Source organism: Kitasatospora sp. NPDC059646 (assembly GCF_042734615.1).
GTDB lineage: Bacteria > Actinomycetota > Actinomycetes > Streptomycetales > Streptomycetaceae > Kitasatospora.
This window is the reverse complement of sequence record NZ_JBHWDS010000038.1, coordinates 57363-74823: the sequence shown is the minus strand read 5'-3', so window position 1 is coordinate 74823 and position 17461 is coordinate 57363. Positions and strand designations below refer to the sequence as shown.

General features: G+C 73.1%; 18 protein-coding genes and 1 pseudogene. 6 read left to right on the top strand and 13 right to left on the bottom strand.

From position 1 onward, the window contains the following. The first annotated feature begins 134 nt into the window (after positions 1–134). Complete coding sequence (locus ACFV1L_RS24725) at positions 135–818, top strand: response regulator (RefSeq protein ID WP_380369336.1); 684 nt, start codon at positions 135–137, stop codon at positions 816–818. Positions 819–989: 171 nt separating this feature from the next. On the opposite strand, the pseudogene ACFV1L_RS24720 reads toward ACFV1L_RS24725, so the two are convergent. Beyond that, positions 990–1229 (bottom strand): annotated as a pseudogene (locus tag ACFV1L_RS24720) (phosphatase PAP2 family protein); the annotation flags it as partial. On the opposite strand from ACFV1L_RS24720, the gene ACFV1L_RS24715 reads away from it, so the two are divergent. After that, the gene (locus ACFV1L_RS24715; RefSeq protein ID WP_380369351.1) at positions 1120–1422 is read left to right on the top strand and encodes a hypothetical protein; all 303 of its coding nucleotides are present in this window, start codon (positions 1120–1122) and stop codon (positions 1420–1422) included. The pseudogene ACFV1L_RS24720 and the gene ACFV1L_RS24715 sit on opposite strands and share 110 nt — an antisense overlap. 296 nt (positions 1423–1718) lie before the next feature. Here the strand turns inward: ACFV1L_RS24715 and ACFV1L_RS24710 are convergent, their stop codons facing one another. Together ACFV1L_RS24710 and ACFV1L_RS24705 are read right to left on the bottom strand one after the other, a co-directional pair. Further along, positions 1719–2360: a dihydrofolate reductase family protein gene (locus tag ACFV1L_RS24710; RefSeq protein ID WP_380369334.1), complete on the bottom strand. Its 642-nt coding sequence runs from the start codon at positions 2358–2360 to the stop codon at positions 1719–1721. Between the two features lie 147 nt (positions 2361–2507). Next, the gene (locus ACFV1L_RS24705; protein ID WP_380369332.1) at positions 2508–3494 is read right to left on the bottom strand and encodes an endonuclease/exonuclease/phosphatase family protein; all 987 of its coding nucleotides are present in this window, start codon (positions 3492–3494) and stop codon (positions 2508–2510) included. Positions 3495–3688: 194 nt separating this feature from the next. Here ACFV1L_RS24705 and ACFV1L_RS24700 point away from each other — a divergent pair, with 194 nt between their 5' ends. Further along, positions 3689–3970, top strand: a complete 282-nt coding sequence (locus ACFV1L_RS24700) for a hypothetical protein (protein WP_380369330.1) — start codon at positions 3689–3691, stop codon at positions 3968–3970. Positions 3971–4199: 229 nt separating this feature from the next. Further along, complete coding sequence (locus ACFV1L_RS24695) at positions 4200–4955, top strand: hypothetical protein (RefSeq protein ID WP_380369328.1); 756 nt, start codon at positions 4200–4202, stop codon at positions 4953–4955. Here the strand turns inward: ACFV1L_RS24695 and ACFV1L_RS24690 are convergent. From ACFV1L_RS24690 to pcaD, 4 genes are all read right to left on the bottom strand, one after another. Continuing rightward, on the bottom strand, positions 4927–5451 hold the full coding sequence (locus tag ACFV1L_RS24690) for a hypothetical protein (protein WP_380369326.1): 525 nt from the start codon (positions 5449–5451) through the stop codon (positions 4927–4929). The two genes, ACFV1L_RS24695 and ACFV1L_RS24690, sit on opposite strands and share 29 nt — an antisense overlap. 147 nt (positions 5452–5598) lie before the next feature. Beyond that, positions 5599–6252 (bottom strand): DUF4232 domain-containing protein, encoded by a 654-nt coding sequence (locus ACFV1L_RS24685; RefSeq protein WP_380369324.1) that lies wholly within the window; start codon positions 6250–6252, stop codon positions 5599–5601. A 416-nt stretch (positions 6253–6668) separates the two neighbouring features. Then, a complete protein-coding gene (locus ACFV1L_RS24680; protein ID WP_380369321.1) occupies positions 6669–7655 on the bottom strand; it encodes a glycoside hydrolase family 11 protein in 987 nt (328 codons plus the stop codon). 440 nt (positions 7656–8095) lie between these two features. Further along, a complete protein-coding gene (gene pcaD, locus ACFV1L_RS24675; protein ID WP_380369319.1) occupies positions 8096–8902 on the bottom strand; it encodes a 3-oxoadipate enol-lactonase in 807 nt (268 codons plus the stop codon). Positions 8903–9003: 101 nt separating this feature from the next. Between pcaD and ACFV1L_RS24670 the strand changes: the two genes are divergently transcribed. Beyond that, positions 9004–9945 carry a LysR family transcriptional regulator gene (locus ACFV1L_RS24670; protein WP_380369316.1) on the top strand — a complete coding sequence of 314 codons (942 nt, stop codon included), beginning with the start codon at positions 9004–9006 and terminating at the stop codon, positions 9943–9945. 562 nt (positions 9946–10507) lie between these two features. Here ACFV1L_RS24670 and ACFV1L_RS24665 read toward each other — a convergent pair. Beyond that, positions 10508–10906, bottom strand: a complete 399-nt coding sequence (locus ACFV1L_RS24665; protein WP_380369314.1) for a VOC family protein — start codon at positions 10904–10906, stop codon at positions 10508–10510. 93 nt (positions 10907–10999) lie between these two features. Here ACFV1L_RS24665 and ACFV1L_RS24660 point away from each other — a divergent pair, with 93 nt between their 5' ends. Then, a complete protein-coding gene (locus tag ACFV1L_RS24660) occupies positions 11000–11989 on the top strand; it encodes a helix-turn-helix transcriptional regulator (protein ID WP_380369312.1) in 990 nt (329 codons plus the stop codon). A 172-nt stretch (positions 11990–12161) separates the two neighbouring features. On the opposite strand, the gene ACFV1L_RS24655 is transcribed toward ACFV1L_RS24660, so the two are convergent. The 5 genes from ACFV1L_RS24655 to ACFV1L_RS24635 form a co-directional block, all read right to left on the bottom strand. Beyond that, positions 12162–12713, bottom strand: coding sequence for a TlpA disulfide reductase family protein (locus ACFV1L_RS24655; protein WP_380369310.1), 552 nt, complete (start codon positions 12711–12713; stop codon positions 12162–12164). A gap of 417 nt (positions 12714–13130) precedes the next feature. Next, the gene (locus ACFV1L_RS24650) at positions 13131–13538 is read right to left on the bottom strand and encodes a hypothetical protein (RefSeq protein ID WP_380369307.1); all 408 of its coding nucleotides are present in this window, start codon (positions 13536–13538) and stop codon (positions 13131–13133) included. A 549-nt stretch (positions 13539–14087) separates the two neighbouring features. Continuing rightward, complete coding sequence (locus ACFV1L_RS24645) at positions 14088–14477, bottom strand: hypothetical protein (protein WP_380369304.1); 390 nt, start codon at positions 14475–14477, stop codon at positions 14088–14090. Between the two features lie 770 nt (positions 14478–15247). Then, positions 15248–15607, bottom strand: coding sequence for a hypothetical protein (locus ACFV1L_RS24640; protein ID WP_380369302.1), 360 nt, complete (start codon positions 15605–15607; stop codon positions 15248–15250). Between the two features lie 126 nt (positions 15608–15733). Beyond that, complete coding sequence (locus ACFV1L_RS24635) at positions 15734–17104, bottom strand: histidine-type phosphatase (protein ID WP_380369299.1); 1371 nt, start codon at positions 17102–17104, stop codon at positions 15734–15736. Positions 17105–17461 lie beyond the last annotated feature (357 nt).

The window sequence follows — 17461 nt, the reverse complement described above, 5'->3', positions numbered from 1 at the left end:
ACGGCAGCCGCCTGATAGCCACACCCAGCACCCCTGGGTGGTCCAACCCTACGAATGACCAGACCAACCCGGCTCAGAAGGTAGAGCCGCCTGACCCCCGACACCCGCCCCGCACCGACCGAAGGAGACCGACGATGACCACCGCGCCGATCCGGGTGCTGCTCGCCGACGACGAACCGATGATCCGCGCCGGACTGCGCGCCGTGCTCACCACCGACCCCGCCATCGAGGTCGTCGCCGAGGCCGCCGACGGACGCGAGGCGGTCGACCTGGCGCTCCGTCACCGCCCCGACGTCGCCGTGCTGGACATCCGGATGCCGCGGCTGGACGGCCTCGCCGCCGCCGCCGAACTGCGCCGCACCGGCGCCGCGACCGGAGTGCTGATGCTCACCACCTTCGGCGAGGACGACTACATCCTGCGGGCGCTGGGCGGCGGCGCGAGCGGCTTCCTGGTGAAGTCCGGCGAACCGGAGGAACTGCTCGCCGGAGTACGGGCCATCGCGTCCGGCGCGGCCTACCTCTCACCCCGAGTGGCCGCGCGGGTGGTCGCCCACCTCGCCGCCACCGGAGCCGGCGGCGGGGCGGGGCGGCGCGAAGCGGCCCGCCGCCTGGTGGCCGCGCTCACCGCCCGGGAACGCGACGTGCTGACGCTGGTCGCCGCCGGGCTGTCCAACGGCGCGATCGCCCGCCGCCTCGGCGTGGTGGAAGGCACCGTGAAAGCCCACGTCAGCTCGATCCTGACCCGGCTGGACGTGCCGAACCGGGCCGCGGCCGCGGTCCTCGCCCACGAAGCCGGACTGCCCGCCACGGCCGTCTGAGACCGCGCTGCGCAGGTCCGGGCCGGGCCGGTTCGCGCTCGGCGACAGCAGCACCGGGCCGAGCAGCGGCACGCCCGCGAGCGCGCCCACCGCGCGGGTCGCGGCCGGACGCGCACAGGCCAGCAGCGCCGCCACCACGGCCGCGCCGAGCACCGCGCCCGCCAGGACGTCGTGCGGATAGTGCACCCCGGCCGCGACCCGCCCGGCGGCCGTCGCCGCCCCGACCGGCAGCACCAGCGCCGCCAGCCGCGGATGCAGCACGGCCAGCCCGACGGCCAGCGCCGCGGCGAGAGTGGCGTGGTTGCTGGGGAACGACCAGTCCCCGGGCGGCGGACACTCGGCCGCCACCTGCGCCGGCACGGCACTCAGCGCCCGGCAGGGCCGCTGCTCGTCGAACGCCGTCTTCAGCACCTCGCTGAGCCCGTACGCCACGACCGTGCCCGCACCGGCCAGCACAACCCCGGCAACGGCGTCGCCGGAGCGGCCCCGCGCCCGCCACCAGCACACCACCCACACCGCACCGAGCACCAGCAGCCCCACCTCGGTCGCGAGTGCCGGAACGGCGGCGGGCAGGTCCGCGAACGCCGCCACGACGCGCCGGTAGCCGGCGGCGGACCAGGCAGCCGCCCGGTCGCCGTCCGGGGCCAGCAGCGCGACGGCGGCGGCGCCGCAGACGAGCAGGGCCGCAGCCACGACGGGCCGGCCCCGGGGAGGGGTGCGATGGGAGCCCGGGACGGTCGCCCGGGAACGGTGAAGATGCGTCATGGACCGCACCGTAGGCGGCCGTCCGGGCCCGCCACCCGGCCCGAACGGCAGGCCGCACCCCCGACCAAGGTCGGGGTTGACAGCCGCCTGCACCCGGCGCGCGGGGGCGGCGGAACCGGCGGTGCGCCGCGGCGGTCAGTGAGCGTCGTCCGGACCGAGGCCCCGGTCGGGGGCGGTCATGTCGCCGGTGCGGGGCGTGCCGGGGGCCAGGGCGTAGCGCAGGAACACCGTGCCGGTGGGGTCGGCCACCGGCACCTCCAGCAGGGTGAGGTTCGTGGGCACCGCGCCGCCGTCGAAGACCTTCTTGCCGACGCCGAGCGTGATCGGGTGCACCCACAGGTCGAGCCGGTCGAACAGCTTCTCCCGCAGCAGGGTCTGCACCAGGTCCAGACTGCCCACGACCTTGATGTGCTCGTGCCGCTCGCGGACCTCGCGCACCGCCCGGGCGAGGTCCGGCCCCAGCAGCGTGGACCCCGCCCACGGCAGCTCCGGCGTGTGCCGGGAGGCCACGTACTTCGGGACGCGGTTGAACAACTCGGCGATCTCGCCCTCCTTCTGACGCGGCCAGTGCGCCGCGAAGATGTCGTAGGTGCGCCGCCCCAGCAGCAGCGCGTCCGTGCCCTGGTACGCGGCGAGGATCTGCGCCCCGGCGACGTCGTCCAGCAGCGGCGCCTGCCAGCCGCCGAACGGGAAACCCGCAGGGTCCTCGTCGGGGCCGCCGGGCGCCTGCGCGACCAGGTCGAGGGTGGTGAACAGTTCGATGTGGATGAGGCCCATGCCCGCACTCCTGTCCGATGGGCCGGTGCCGCGCACCGGCGTTCCGTTCCGTCGAGATGTAGACGGTCCGGAGCCGGAAAACTCATCGCCGCGCCGGGAGCCGCTCCCGCAGCCGGCGACAGTCGCCCCCGGCGCCTGGGTCGGGGGTCAGCCGCGGACGGCGAGTTCCGCCACCACCGCCCGGTGGTCCGTCCGCGCCAGCGTGAACTCGTCCACCGACACCGCCGCCAGACGCTCACCGTGCAGGACGTGGTCGATCTGGATCAGCGGCGGCAGGAACGGCAGGTCGCGGTTGTGCTCCGGCCAGGTCGGGAACAGGCCCGCCCCCAGTTCCGCGTGGGAGTCCGACAGGCCGGTGGCCAGCAGGTCCCGCATCGGTGCGTGGTCGAGCGTGGCGTTGAAGTCGCCGAGGAGCACCGCGTTCCCGGTCCGCCCCGGAGCCGCGTCGCGCAGGGCCCGCATCCCCGCCGCCCACTTCCGGGCGTCACCGAGCGGATAGTAGGTGTGGACCGCCACCAGCACGACCGGCCGACCACCCACCTCGACCGTCACGTTCGTGGTCGGCCACGCCGGATCGGCGGCCCCGGTCACGGGCAGCCGGGTGTAGATCGCGGTGTCCGTGCCCTGCGCCATCTCCCGGTGCGGCAGCAGCGTCCGGATGCCCGCCGCGTCCAGCGCCGCCGCGGCGGACTCGCTCAACTCCTCCACCGCCAGGGCGTCCACGCGCTGCGCCCGGACCAGGTCGACCGGCGCCTGCGGCGAGATGCCGCCCAGGTAGGCGTTGCTGGTGGCCAGTCGCAGCCGCGGCGCGCCGGCCGGCGCCTCCGCCCCGTCGGGGACGGCCCGCGGCACCAGCCACCACAGCTGCAGCGCCACCAGGGCGACCGCCGCCCCGGCGAACCAGCGCCGCCGCAACACGGCCAGCAGCACGGGCGCCGGCAGCGCCAGCAGCACCGCGTACGGCAGCGCCGCCATCGGCAGCGCGAGCACGGTCCCGTCGTCCAGCCCCAGCACCCGCACCACGGCGAGCACGGCGGGCGCGAGCAGCAACAGCGCGCACAGGCCGGTCAGGACCGGGCGCCACCACCGGCGCCGCGCGGGCGCACCGGTTGCTTCCGACGGGCCGTCAGTCACGAGTCCCCCAAGATCATCGGTTGCCGTTGCGGGAGAGGACGACCGGGGTCCGGCTGCGGTTCCGCGCGCGGACGGGGGCGGCGGTGCTCCTTGCCGCCCGCCTGCCGGCCCGGTCAGCCGAACGGGTCGATACCCGACCGGGTCGGGCGGGAACGATCCGCGCACTCACCGTCCGACCCGACAAGGAGACCCCCGTGAACCGACTCGGCCCCGGCGCCGCTGCCGCCGCCGCCCTCTGTCTGACCGTCACCCCCGCTGCCGCTGCCGCCGACGGCGGGCCCAGGGCCGGCGGATCGATCACCTGCGTCGTGGTCGGCGCGGACGGTCCGAACGTCCTGGGCAGCGACTGCCGGAACGACCAGTGGGGACCGCTGTCCGACTTCGTCCTCACCGACGGCAACACGAGCTACTCCTGCCGGACCGGTTGGGCCGAGGGCCCCCTGTGGGTGAACGGCCAGAACTGCCGCCAGTCCTGAACGACCCGCCCCCCGCTGCTCGCGGCACCGCCCCGCCGGCGCCGCGAGCAGCGGCGCGTGTGAACTGCGCGACCGGCGGCAGGCGTTCGCACCCTCCGGGGCGGTGGCCCGGACCGGACCGGGTTGTCGTGGGGCTGTGATAGGCAGAGCTCACGCACCACCCAGTCCTCCCGGCGGCGGGTCGACCCGTCGGCCCGTCGCGGCAACCGATCGGCAGTCACTCCACCTGATGAGCAACGAAGCGTCCGCCCCGCCCACCGCCCTCCACTGGCCGCCCGCCGCCCGCGTCAACAGCCTCGGAGGCCCGCTGCTGGTCTGCGACGCCCGCTCCTTCCCCGACTGGGGCGGCGCCGGGCCCGACCCCCACCAGGACCTCGACCCCGCCGGCGACTACGTCCGCGCCTGGACGGCCGTCCACCCGGACGACGACGACCTCGACGCCGCGACGGTGCGCTTCGGGACGGAGCGGCAGCACACCGCCCTGATCTGGGAGACCGACGGCGAGGCCACCGCCGAGATCGCTCTTCCCGCCCACCAGGACGGCCCCGCCGACACCTTCCTGCTCATGCGCTCCTGGATCCCGCGCACCTGGGACGCCCCGCGTCGCCGCGCCGCCCGCGCCCGGCCCGCCGAGGAACGGCCCGCCGGCGTCCTCGACCTCCCCACCGGCCGGGCGGTCATCGCCTGGGCCGCCGTGGCCGCCTCGGAAACCCGCCCCGCCGCCGACACCCCCACCCCGGACGCCCGGCACCTCGCCCTCGACACGGACGGCACGAGCCGCATCGGCGCCGTCCTGCACCTCGCACCCGGCACCTACCGCGTCACCGTCGGGGAGCACGAGGGCGACCGGGGCCGGTACCTGCCCGCCGCCGAGCACGACAGCCCACCGTCCGCCTTCGCGGACAACGACTGGAGCTGCCGGTGGATCCGCTTCGCCCGCACCGGGCCCAGCCCTGTCAGCACCAGGGGTCGGGGCCCTGCTTGAGGACGACGAGTCCACGCGCCCGGTCGGCGGGCCACAGGTCGAGCCGGTAGAGGAAGTGATCGCCGGGGCCGCCGGTGGTCTCGACGCCCGGTGGGGCGGAGGGGACGTAGGAGACCCGGGCCCGCCACAGGCCGGCGGGAACGGTCATGCTCGGCCCGTCCTCGGGGTCGAGTCCCGGGCTGGACACGGAGAGTCGGCCCGTCGGGGCGGCCAGGTCCGCCTCCACGACGTGCTCCGCCGTCGGCTCGACCACGGGCGCGGACGCGTGGACGGCGATCAGCGCCTCGACCAGGTCGTCCCGCGCGGTGCCGACGGCGATCGAGTGCGGCTCCACTCCGATGCGGTGGACGTGGACCGCCTCGGCGGTCCAGCCGGCCGGCGGGAGGTCGGGGTCCGCCGCGTGCGCGGCCATCCACGCGTCGTAGGGCTCAACGTCCTGGAGGTAGAACTGCCCGTGATCGGCATCGATCAGGAAGGTCAACGCATCATCAGCCATCCACGCACGCTATCGGAGCGGACCGTCACCCCCGGCTCCGCCCGCCGCGCGGGACGGGCCGGGGCCATTCGGCGGGACGGCGGACGGGGACGGCGCCGGTGGCGGTCCGGTTGCCGGATCCCGATCGGGCCGGGCCTGGTTTGACGGCTACCGGCCCTGGCCGGCGCTTCCCACGGGGCCGACCTTGACCGGGGAGCCGCTGCCGTCGGTGACGGGCAGCGAGCCGGCGCCCGGCCAGGGCAGGGTGACCGGGTGGGTCTCGTCGGGCGGGGTGACCACGAGGCCGGTGATGCGGACGCCGGAGCCGCCCGAGGTGTTGGCCGGGTAGCTGATGCCGAAGTAGGTCGAGGCGCCGGCCGCCACGACGCCGGTGACGACGGGGTCGCCGGAGCGCTTCGCGGACACGGTGCCCGCCGAGGTCTTCAGGTCGACGCCCGCGTACCCGGAGAGCGTGCAGTCCTTGCCGGTGTGGTTCTTCAGTTCGACGACGACGGTGTTCTCGCTGTCGCCGGTGATGGTGCGGTCCGCGGCGGTGACCGTCAGGTCCGCGGTCCGGCACGTCGCGGCCTTGCCGGAACCGGCGGCCCCGGGCGCGGTGCCGGCGGGCGGCGCGCTCTGCCGACCCGGGGCACTCGCCGCCGGCCCGCCGGAGGCCGACCCGCCGGGGGAGGCGCCGGCGGACGTGGTTGGGGCGGCGGCCGGTGCGCCCTGTGCCGTGCCGGTCTCCTCGTCCTGGCAGGCGGTGAGCGAGAGGGCGGCGGCGACGGCCAGGGCGGTGAGGGCGAAGTTGCGGACGCGCACGGTGATTTCCTCCGGTACGGCGGTGGCGGCGAGTGCCCGGGACGGGCGGCGGATTCGACCTCGGGGACTGGCGAACCGTCAGGAACCGTTGCGCCCGGTCCGCTCCCAGAACAGTGCTGTGACATGGACGGCCCCGCGCCGGCCGCGCCGCCATCCGCCGCACACCCCCGCCGACCTGCGCGAACGCCGGCTCACCGCCGGGCCCCGCACCCTCGGTTCCCCCGCCGGCCACCGGTACGAGCCCGTGACCCGGACGGGCTTGACCGCGGACCGCGACAGCGACCCCACGATCGTGCGCGCTTCGAGCGACTGCCCCGACCGGGGCGGCCGGTGCCGCGTCCGGCCGGGGAAGCGCGGCGGCGCGTGACGGCCGGCGACCGTCACGCGCACTGTCCTGCCGGCGAGTTGTCGGAGCGTCAGCTCGTGGCGCAGGAGACCGTCGGCCAAGTGGTGTTGCCGTTGGTCATGATGGTCATGCCCCAGTTGTTGCCCGCGCCGTTGGGGGTGGCGACGAGGGTCTGGGCGTCCGGGTAGGAGGCGTTGATGTTCCAGGTCGAGCTGATCTTCTCCGGCGAGGGGACCTTCACGGTCACCTTCCAGGAGTTCGAGCCGGTGACCGAGACGTTCAGGTTGTAGCGGTCGCTCCACGAACTGCCCGCGGAGAGCGTGGCCGTGCAGCTGCCACCGGTGCCGCCGCCACCCCCGCCGCCTCCGGAGGAGCCGAGCGTGAGGTTGGAGCTGCCGCTGCTCTGGTAGCCCTCGGTGGCCAGGATCTCGTAGTTCATGGTGCCGAGGTTCATGCCGTGGCCGGCCCACGCGTCGAAGTGGTTCCCGACGGTGATGGTGCCGCCGGTCCGCTTGCTCTGGCGGACGCTCCAGTACTGGTTGAAGGTCTTGGTGCCCTCGATGGAGGGGGCGTTGACGCGGGTCGTCTCGTAGATGTCGTAGGTGCCGCCGTCACTGGTGACGGTGCCCTTGTAGGTGCCGGTCGGCTTGTACGAGCCGTAGTTCTCGACGACGTAGTACTCGACCAGCGGGTTGGTGCTCCAGCCGTACAGCGACAGGTAGGCGTTGCCGGAGGTGCTCCACGAGCCGGAGTACGTCACCGGGTTGCGCGAGCCGGTGCTCCAGCCCTTGCCGGCGACGAAGTTGCCGGCGTTGGTCCACGAGGTGCTGTAGTTGCCGCCGCCGTTCAGGGACATCGAGGCCGCACCGCTGCCCTCGGTCCAGAACGAGTAGAAGTATCCGCCGTCGCTGCCGGTCTGGTTCGTCGTGATGGTCGCCGCGTCGGCGGTGCCCGGAAGGACCAGGACGGCGGCGAACGCCAGGACCAGGACGCGCGTCCTGCCGAGCAGCCGCCGCAGGCGGCCGACCGAACCGCTCTTGGGGTGGGGGAAGTTCACGGAGGTGATCCGTTCTGCCGATGGGTCGGGTGGGGTGGGGTGCGGTGCTGCGGACACCGACGACCGCGAAGGAACGAGGACGTCGCGCAGCACGGCACGTGACCGACGTACCGTCAACATCGCCGACGCCGCCCGGCACCCACGCGGGCCCGAACCCGGAGGCCGGCCGGACTCGTCGACGGCGACAGTGTTGAGCGCGGCCTGACGGACTGTCAACACTTTCGTTCGACACATCGACACGTTCGGGCGTGCGTGCGGTAGCCCGGCGGGGAGAACGGTCCAGGCCAGCGACTCGAAGGCCGTGGGGGCACCCCAACTGCCGGCCGTTCCCGCCGAAATGAAAGGTACGAGGGCGCTCCTCGCGGCGAAAGATCACCGAAAGTTTCGAAGGGTGCTGCGCCGCGAACCAGGAGCGCTTCGCCCGACCGCGACCCCGGCGGTCAAGGGCGTTCGCGGAGGAAGGCCACCACGGCATCCAGGAATTCCGCCGGACGTTCGACGTTCGCCAGGTGGACCGTGGGCAGGACGGTGAACCGGGCGCCGGGGATGGTGGAAGCGACCTCCCGTCCGTGGGCGGCGGAGGTGACGGTGTCGTGCTCGCCGGCGACGACCAGCGTCGGGCTGGCGATCAGGGCAGCTGTGCGGCGCAGGTCGGAGTCACGGACCGCGGCCCAGCTCCCGGCCACGCCCTCGCGCCGGGTGGCGAGCAGCGTGCGGCGGAAGCCCTCGACGATCTCGTTGTCCCCCTCCAGCATGTCGGCCGGGAACCAGTTGTGCAGGAACATGTCCGCGGTGGCCTTCATGTCGGGGGCCGCCAGCAGTTCGGCGATCGGCCGGTCCCACTGGCTCGCCGGCCCGAGGTGCGCGGCCGTGTTGGAGAGCACGAGGCGGTCGACCCGCTCCGGCACGTGGATCCCCAGCCACTGCGCCACGATGCCGCCGAGGGACAGGCCCAGCACGTGCACCCGCTCCAGGCCCAGCGCGTCCAGCAGTTCCACCACGTCGCGCCCCAGCCGGTCCAGCGAGTACGGGCCGCTCGGCACGTCGGAGGCGCCGTGGCCGCGCGCGTCGTAGCGCAGCAGCCGGAAGTGCTCGGTGAGCGCCGGTACCTGACCGTCCCACATGTGCAGGTCGGTCGCGATGGAGTTCGAGAGCAGCAGCACCGGCTTGGTCTCGTCGCCGTCGAAGCGGTAGGCGATGCGGACGCCATCGCCGGTGGTGATGGCAGTACGGGTCTGGGACGTCATGTCAGCTCCAGGTGGATCCAGCGGCTATGTGCCCAGCCTAGGAACGCCGCCCGCGGAGTTCCATGACAAAGATCGGAAGGAGCCTGTAGGTTGTCTGGACAATGTCGAACTTCACGCTCCACGAGTTGCAGTGCTTCGACGCCGTGGTGAGCGAGGGCGGCTTCCAGGCCGCCGCGGAGCGGCTGCACCGCTCGCACCCGTCCGTCTTCGCGGCGGTGGCCAAGCTGGAGCGCCAGGTGGGCCTGACCCTGCTGGACCGCTCGGGCTACCGGGTCCGGCTCACCGAGGCAGGCCGCGCGTTCCACCGCAAGGCGCGGCTCCTGCTGCACGAGACCGATGAACTCCGGCTCTACGCAGAGCAGCTGGCGATGGGCGAGGAGGCCGAACTGCGCGTGGTGCTCGGGGACCTCTGCCCGCTGCCGCCGGTCCTGGCACTGCTCAGCCGCTTCTTCGCACAACACCCCCAGACGCGACTGCACCTGCAGTTCGAAACGGTGACCGGCCCCTGGGAGCGGCTGCTGGAGGACGAAGCCGACCTCATCGTGCACCGCGTCCCCAAGAGCGACGTGCGGATGGAGTCCATCGACCTCGGCCGCGTCGCGCTGGTCCCCGTCGTGGCGCCCGGCTTCCTGCCCTTCCCCCCGGACACCGACATCACCCCGCAGCGCATGCAGGCCCTCACCCAGTGCTTGGTCCGGGACTCGGCGCGCCAGCCGTCCGAACCGGGCCACTTCCTCGTCGAGGGCGCGCCCCGGTGCTCCGTACCGGACCACCTGATGAAGAAGGAACTGATCCTGCACGGCATGGCCTGGGGACACCTCCCGCGCTTCATGATCGAGCCGGAGTTGCGCGACGGAAGCCTGCTCTCCATCGCCGGACGGCACTTCCCCGGCGTGGTCGAAGAACTCTCCGCAGCCCGCCGCCGCGACCGACCCCACGGCCCGGTCGCCGACCAGCTCTGGGCCTTCCTCGCCCACCACGCACCACTACTGCGCCCCACCCTCGGCCGCATGCCCAAGCCCAAGCCGTCCCGGGCACATTAGCCCCGGCCGGGCCTGCGCCGTGCCAATGCCTGCTACCCGCCCTTCGCCCACCAGGCCGGGGAAGGCGTCGGCCTGGACCTGGAGTCCTCCACCGCACCGGGAATCGACGGAAGCCTCGGCAGGGCGACCGCGAAGTGCCCCGGCGGCACGGCCGTGTACCTGGCGAACCGCCTCGAACCGGCGGACGCCTCGGCGCGGGACGCCCTTGCCGGCTTCGCCCGGCACTCCGCCGACCACCGCGGCTGCACGCCACCGGCGCTGCCCTGACACCCCGTCACCCGGAGGCCCGACCTCTGCCGCCTCCCGCGGCGGCGAGCCGGGCCTCCGGCACGCGAGGCCGGGGGAGGGACGGGTCGGGCGAAGGCAGCGTCGCCGGTCCGCCGGGCGCTGTTCGCGCCGTTCCCCCCATGACGGCAGTGTCCACACCCACGGAGATCGTCGACGGCCGGCCGGAGCGGACCGACTCCCCGGGGGACAGCCGGAGTTCGCCGCCACGCGTGGCTGGTGACGGCGCAGTGGCGGCAGGCGCGGCACCGGTCGGCGAGCCGGCCGCGCGTGGCGGTCAGCGGGCGAACTTCTCGCGGGCCGCCGGGGTGACGGGGGTGAAGAAGTTGACGAGGTTGCCGTCGGGGTCGCGGAGCAGCAGGGACCGGTTGCCCCACGGCATCGTGGTGGGTCCGGCCACGAAGTCGGTGACGAAGGCGGTCAGGTTCCGGTGGACGCGGTCGACGTCGTCGACGAGGAACTCGGTGATCACACTGTGGTTCGCCGCCGGGCGGGCGGAGCCCGGGGCGAACAGCGGGACGGTGCGGGTGCCGGCGATCGCGAGGGTGGCCCCCGCCGTCGTGAGTTCGGCGAAGTCCTCGGTGGCCCACCGCGCCGCCACCCCCGTGGCCCGTTCGTAGAAGGCGACGAGGCGCGCGACGTCGCTGGTGATGATGCGGATCGAGACGAAGTCCACGGGAATCTCCTTGGCTGTGCTGGAGGCGTACGCGGAGCAGGCTAGGAGAAATAGGGGACAGAACCGGTCCGGTATCCGCACTAGGCTGGGAACATGCCTCGACCCACCGGCCGCGTGCTGACCCTCCTGGAACTGCTGCAGTCGGGAGGCATCCGGACGGTCGCCGAACTCGCCGACCGACTCGGCGTCGAAGGGCGCACCGTGCGGCGCTACGTCGACCAGTTGATCGAGCTGGACGTGCCCGTCGAATCGGTGCGCGGCCGCTACGGCGGGTACCGGCTCGCCCCCGGCTACCGCCTGCCTCCGCTCATGCTCAGCGACGACGAGGCACTGGCGGTGCTGCTCGGCCTGCTCGCCGGCCGCCGAACAGGGTTGACGACGACGGAGCGCACGGCGAGCGAGACGGCAGCGGCGAAGATCCGCCGGGTGCTGCCCAAGCACCTCGCCCGCCGTCTCGACACACTCCTGGAAGCCCTCGCCTTCACCGACCAGCCCGGTGACTTCGACCCCCCGGACGCCGAGGTCCTGCTCACCCTCGCCGATGCGGTGCGCCACCGCCGCCCGGTCTCGATCCGCTACACCGACCGCAACGGGCAGCGAAGCGAACGCCCGCTGCACGCGTACGGCGTCGTCGCCCACGCCGGCCGGTGGTACGTCACCGGTCAGGACGCCCGGGTCGGCGAGGACCGGACCTTCCGGCTCGACTGCATCGCGGACGCGCGGATCCTGCCCGGCTCGTTCGAAGCGCCCGTGGACCCCGCCCCGGCGCAGCGCCTGCTGTCGTCCTTCGCCACCGCCGAGTACCGGCACGAGGTGACCCTGCGGATCCACGCGACGGTCGGGCAGATCCGCGCCCACCTTCCCGCCGGCGTCGCGAGCGTGGAGGAGCGTGCACCCGTGGCGGACGAGGACCCGGCGGCCGAGCGCTGGCTGCGCGTCGAACTGCGGGCGGAACGACTCGACTGGCTTCCCCCGGTGCTCGCCGCGCTCGACCGGCCGTTCGTCGTCGAGCGCCCCGATGAACTGCGTGCCCTCGTCGGCGCGTTCGCCGACCGCCTGAGGTCCTACGCCCGCCGAGCCTGACCGCGGGGGAGCAGCGTGGGGAAGACGGCACACCCGGGCGACCCGGGCGCCCCCACGACCTCGCGACGCGCCTGCCTCGCGACGCGGCTGCCTGGCGACGCGCCTGCCTCGCGACGCGCCTGCGGCCTCGCCCGGCGAGGTCGTCACCGGCAGGACGGCCGGTGACGAGGCGTCAGGACGTGCCGGGCGCCTGCTCTTCGAGCACCGGCCGGATCATGGCGTCGAGGTCGTCGGCGGACCTGGCGCCGAAGACGCGGGTGGCCATCCTGCCGTCCCGGTCGATCACCATGGTGGTGGGGATCGCCTGCGGGTTGAGGTTGCCCTTGGGGAACCTGAGGATCTGGGTGCCGTCCGGGTCGAAGATGCTGGGGAAGGTGACGCCCTTGTTCTTCTCGAAGGCGACGGCGTTGGCCGGGTCGTTGTCCCTGGTGTTGATCCCGAGGAACTGCACGCCCTGGCCCTGGTACTTCTGCCAGAGCTCCTGCAGCCCCGGCGCTTCGGTGCGGCAGGCGCTGCACCAGGAGCCCCAGAGGTTCAGGACGACCACTTTGCCGCGGTAGTCGGACAGCTTGACCTGCCCGCCGTCCAGCGTGGTGCCCGAGATGTCCGGCGCCGCCTCCCGGTGACCCGGGGCGGCGGAGGCGATTCCGCCCTCGACGCTGACCAGGCCGGTGCCGTCGCTGGTCGAGGGGGTGGACGACGAACAGCCGGCCAGGGTTAACACGAGAACGGCGGCCGCTGCCGCGAGCGGAGTGTGAGAACGCTTTGTGCCAGACATGCTAAGAGCATCCCACGGGAGGACGGGCGGGATTGAAGGAGGGGGCGGTACGAGGGATTCCGGTTCGACGGCCGGCGGAACTGGCGCTCCTCGGCTCGGCGCGCCGGTCGCCCGAAATCGGTTCCTGTTCGGGAGCGCGTTCGAGACGGCGTGCGGGCGCGGCCTTCCACTGCGACGTCACGGGAATGTGCAGTCCATGATCGCCAGAAAGGCCGCGCCCGCCCGTGCTCAAACCGTCGGCGGGATCGGCATCCCCATCGGTGGGCCGCCCGGCCCGAGCCGAGGAAATCCTGCGGGGATCCCGGGCTCCGGCCGTCGGTCATCCAGCCACGTCGGAGAGGGCCCACTCCGCCGCGGGGCGGGCTAGTTGTACTCGTTGGGGCTGATGATCTCGGAGGTGTAGTTCCCGTTCACCACGGCGTAGATCCCGGTGAAGTAGGTGCCGTTTCCGGAGACGGGGCCGCCGTTGATGTGGCCGGGGGTGCAGCTGCCCGTGCGCGTGCTGACGACGCTGCCGTTCTTGATCAGGTCCACGTAGATGGTGCAGTTGCTGGCGCTTCCGGAGATGTAGCCGTCCGGGAAGACGGTGCCCCCGCTGGCGGAGATGCAGGAGTTGATCGACAGGCCGTACCCGACGGAGACGTAACCGGTGCAGCCGCCGCCGCTGGAGGCGACGTTCGCGGAGGCCGAGCTCATCCCGAATCCGCCGGCCAGCAGGGCCGCCGCACCGACGGTGGCGACGCGGCGGGCCGTGCGCGACTTGATGATCATGGGGAATTCCTCCCGATTGGCGATGGGCGGCACCGGAAATGGGTGCCGTCTTGGCTGCATGAGCATGTCACTCGCCATTGCCGCCATTTCCCTGGAATTGCCAAAAGTGGCGCACGTCACATGCCAAAGCGCAAAAAAACGTCCACCTTTCATGCAGTGCCCTGAAAATCAAGCAAATGCCTCCAGGTTCGGCCAGCTCGCAAAAAGCGGAAATTTGCAGCCAAAGGGTGGGGGAATTTTTGGCCGGTTGCCCGCGTACGGTGGCGGCGCAGTTGCTGTCGGCGGACGCCGGCCATTCTGTACGAACAGTCCCGAAACGGCCTGGATGCGTGCGGGCTCGGGGTGCCGTGCCACGGAACTTCCGACTCAAACGATCGAATATGAGTCACCGCGATCGACGGTCTGCGCACCGGCCCAATTCGGGGCGAAACAACGCTTGCGTCGGTTGCCGTCGCCCCGAGCCGCTCGGTGCGCGAGCCGACAGTGGCGCGAACCGGGGAGGTTCACGCGCGCCCGGACGGGTGGCGAACAGGTGCGGGAGCGGGTGGGTCAGGCGTCGGGGTCGACTTCGGGGTGCGTGAAGCGCACCGGTTTGTGCAACGACCGCGCATAGGCGATTTCGGCACGGGTGCTGTCCCCGATGTAGTCGCCGACGACGAGCACCTCGTCGGCCAGCCGGATCTTCGACCGGTGCAGAGCGTCGAGTCGTGCCTTCAGCCCCTCGGCCTCGGCAGGATCGGACCAGAGCTCGTGCGGCGACTTCAGGTCGCAGCCCGGCTTGACGACGATCCTGCCGGCCATGGTCTCCCGCAGGTCGGCCTCGGCCATCTCGGTCATGAAGCGGGTGGAGCCGCAGATCACGACGATCGGCGGAAGGCGCAGCTGCCTCTTCGCCTGGGAGAGCCTCTCCTCGGGAGAGGGCGGTGGCAGGGACGACACAGGTTCCTCCTGGTGATGTGGTCCACGGGCGCCGCAGAGTACGAGAACGAGGGTGCCCGAGGCTCCTCGCGCGGCGGACGACGGGGGACGCCCGCGCGGGCAGGCCGTCCGCCGCTCACCGCCGCGCGGCTGCCCGCGTCGACCTCCCCGGACCGTCATCCAGGGTGGCGGGTATGCCACTTGTCGACGTGACCCATGCGCCCACCGTGTCGGACGCCCGTCTGCGCGAACTGGGAGAAGTGCTGCCGCACCTGGTGTCGTTGGCTGTCGAGTGCCCCGAGGAGCCGTACGACGGGGAGTTGCGGCCGGGGGACGTCGAGATCCGCTTCCGGCCCTCGGGCCCGCTCGACCGCAGTGGGCTGGCCGTGGTGATCGAGGTCAAGTCGAAGTGGTTCGCGAGCAGGGCGTCCGACCGGCAAGAGCGGGTGGACGCGCTCCACGCGAACATCCAGGCCGCAACGGGCTGGTCGACTTCGGCGTCTACCTGTCACTGCCCAGCGCCGCCTGGTCCCAGGGCGACTGAGCACGCCGCCCCGAGCCGCGACGGCACTTGGCCGACGGAGGCGCCCCGAAGGCGGGAACCGGCCGGGCGGCGGAGAACGACCGACGGCGGAGCCGCGACGAAGGGCAGTGAGCCACCGCCGCAGCGCGTGCTCGGCGCTGCTCGGCATGCTGACGGGCCGTCAGTGCGTTCCGTCTCCCACGGTGCCCGTGCGGAGGGAAGCAGCGGTGCCGCGGCGGTGAAGGACCGCCGCGGCACCGGGGAGTGGTCAGGCCGGAACGACCCGGTAGCTCAGCACCGGAGAGGGCGTGTCGGACTGGGCCAGCGAACCGGTCGCCCACGGGTACGCCCCTGTGCAGCCGGCCCCGGTGTACAGCACCACGGACGCGGAGCCGGAGGCCACCTGCACCGAGCGGGCTGCGGCGGCCAGCGTGTGGCAGGTGCTGACGTCGCCGAGGTCGACGGTGCTGGCGGTTCCGGTGCCGCCGGTGCCGGTGTACAGGCGGGCGCCGGGTTGCAGCGGAGGCCAGCCCGCGGCGTGCACCGGCCCAGTGGCGAGACCGATCAGGGACAGTGCCGTCGCGGCCGTGAGCGTCGCGGCGCGGAAGCGGGGGAGGGGAGCGGTCATGCGGGTCACCTCTCTGTGCCGGTGCGGTCGGGGTGGCGGGTGCCTGGAGGAACTGCCACGCTAGGCCGCCGCTCCGAACGCCCGCAAGACCCGGACCGCAGCGCGACACACCGGGCTGCGCGACGGTCAGCCGTGCGCGAGGCAGCGCTTGAGCTCGTTGAGATCGTAGAAGTGGCTGCCCGTGCTGACGGGCTTGCAGGAGGCCTTGAAAGCGGTCTCCTTCTCGTTGTAGAGCATCCGGACCAGGTGGGTGGCGGGCTTGCCGTCGGCGGGCGTGTTCGCGAAGAGGTCCCACTGGACGTTCGCCGCCATCGGCGACACCTCGGCTCCGCGCCACGGGTTGGTGCGGTACGAGTACGGCTCCCCCGGTCCGGCGGGCTCGGTGCTGCCGGGCAGTCCCATCAGGGCCGCGAGCGGTTCGATCTCCTCGGCGTGGGTGAAGCGCAGCACCGCGCCGTTTCGGTTGGTGCCGGCGGCCTTCGCCTCGGCCTGGGCGAGCAGGTCGTCGAGGAGGACGCCGGCCATCCGGTAGGTGATCGTGCGCCCCTCGAAGGCCGGGCCTTTCTGGTAGAACTCCTCGGCGTCGTCCAGGTAGGCGAACCACTGGGCGTCGTGCGGCGCGAGGAAGCGGGCGAGGTCGACGTCCGGCGCCTCCACGCTCAGATCCGGAGCCGCAGCGAAGAGCTGGTAGAGCGAGCGGGCGAACGACACCTGGTCGGTGGTGCCGAGCGCAGCGGTGAAGTCGGGACGGAACAGCCGCGAGACGACCCGGTGGGCCGCCTCGGCGGTGCGGGGGTCGCCGGCGATCCCGGCCAGGACGCCCGACAGCTCCGGGTCGCTCTTCAAGTAGGCCTGGTAGTCGGCGTTCTGAGGCTGCTTGTGGAAGTACAGCAGGTCCTTGTCCGTGACAGGAGCCTTGATCAGGCCCGCCAGCCGCGGATCTCCGGCCGCCAGTCCGCCGGTGAAGGCGTTGGCGCTGGCCACCGCCCGCGTCACGCCCGACGTCTCGACGGCCACCGGCTCGTGGTCGGCGACGATCTTCTCGAAGAGCGACGGCAGGCGCTGCTCCATGCGCAGCGCGGTCTGCCGGTGCTCCCGGGCGCCGCGCTCGGACAGGTTGCCGTAGCCGACGGCCTTCGCCGCGTCGAGGAGCGACTGCACCTGCGGCCCCAACTGCGCGCCGAGGTCGGTCAGCGCCCCCTGCTGCTGCGCCGTGCGCAGAACGGCCAGCACCGCGTCGCCGTCCTCGCCGTCCGACATGGCGCGGGAGCCGTGGCGGGCGACGTTCTCCGTGAACACCGGGCTGAAGCCCTTCGGCGGCTTCTGGTACTGGCTCACCTTCCCCTGCGGCGCGTACGGGGCCTTCGTGCCGTACAGGTCCTGCTGGCCGTACCGGACACCGTCCCAGTCGCGGGCGGACGCGGAGCCGGCGGTGCCCAGCACGCCGGCGGCGAGGGAGACGACCAGGACGGCCGAAAGGGGAGCAGTGCGGTTCAAGGTGATCCTTCTGGTCGGTTCGTTCCACTGAGTGACGAGCGGCGGACGGAACGGTCGCACCGGCCGGCGACGCCCCTGCGGCGCCGGGCCGTCCCAGAGGCGAAGGGAACGTGAACGGCGGCCGCCTCCGACAGGCCGGTGCACGGGCGCCGCTGCCGGGCGGAGGGGCGGTCCGGCCGGCGTCCCGAGGCCCCGTTGCCTCCACCGGCCGCCGACCCGCGCACCTGGCGGCCCCACGCCGGAGAGGCAACGGCCCCCGGGGCGGCGTGGCCCGGCCCGCTCGCGTTCCCCCGGTGGCGACATCGCCGCTGCCACGCCGAGAGGCTCGGCGTGCCCGGATACGCCCCGCTGACACCG

What these genes read in the sequence shown, in the direction of transcription:
- ACFV1L_RS24725 (WP_380369336.1), top strand. Translation starts at nt 135, where the DNA reads ATGACCACCGCGCCGATCCGGGTGCTGCTCGCCGACGACGAACCGATG.
- ACFV1L_RS24710 (WP_380369334.1), bottom strand. Translation starts at nt 2,360, where the DNA reads ATGGGCCTCATCCACATCGAACTGTTCACCACCCTCGACCTGGTCGCG.
- ACFV1L_RS24695 (WP_380369328.1), top strand. Translation starts at nt 4,200, where the DNA reads ATGAGCAACGAAGCGTCCGCCCCGCCCACCGCCCTCCACTGGCCGCCC.
- ACFV1L_RS24690 (WP_380369326.1), bottom strand. Translation starts at nt 5,451, where the DNA reads ATGGCTGATGATGCGTTGACCTTCCTGATCGATGCCGATCACGGGCAG.
- pcaD (WP_380369319.1), bottom strand. Translation starts at nt 8,902, where the DNA reads ATGACGTCCCAGACCCGTACTGCCATCACCACCGGCGATGGCGTCCGC.
- ACFV1L_RS24670 (WP_380369316.1), top strand. Translation starts at nt 9,004, where the DNA reads ATGTCGAACTTCACGCTCCACGAGTTGCAGTGCTTCGACGCCGTGGTG.
- ACFV1L_RS24660 (WP_380369312.1), top strand. Translation starts at nt 11,000, where the DNA reads ATGCCTCGACCCACCGGCCGCGTGCTGACCCTCCTGGAACTGCTGCAG.
- ACFV1L_RS24650 (WP_380369307.1), bottom strand. Translation starts at nt 13,538, where the DNA reads ATGATCATCAAGTCGCGCACGGCCCGCCGCGTCGCCACCGTCGGTGCG.
- ACFV1L_RS24640 (WP_380369302.1), bottom strand. Translation starts at nt 15,607, where the DNA reads ATGACCGCTCCCCTCCCCCGCTTCCGCGCCGCGACGCTCACGGCCGCG.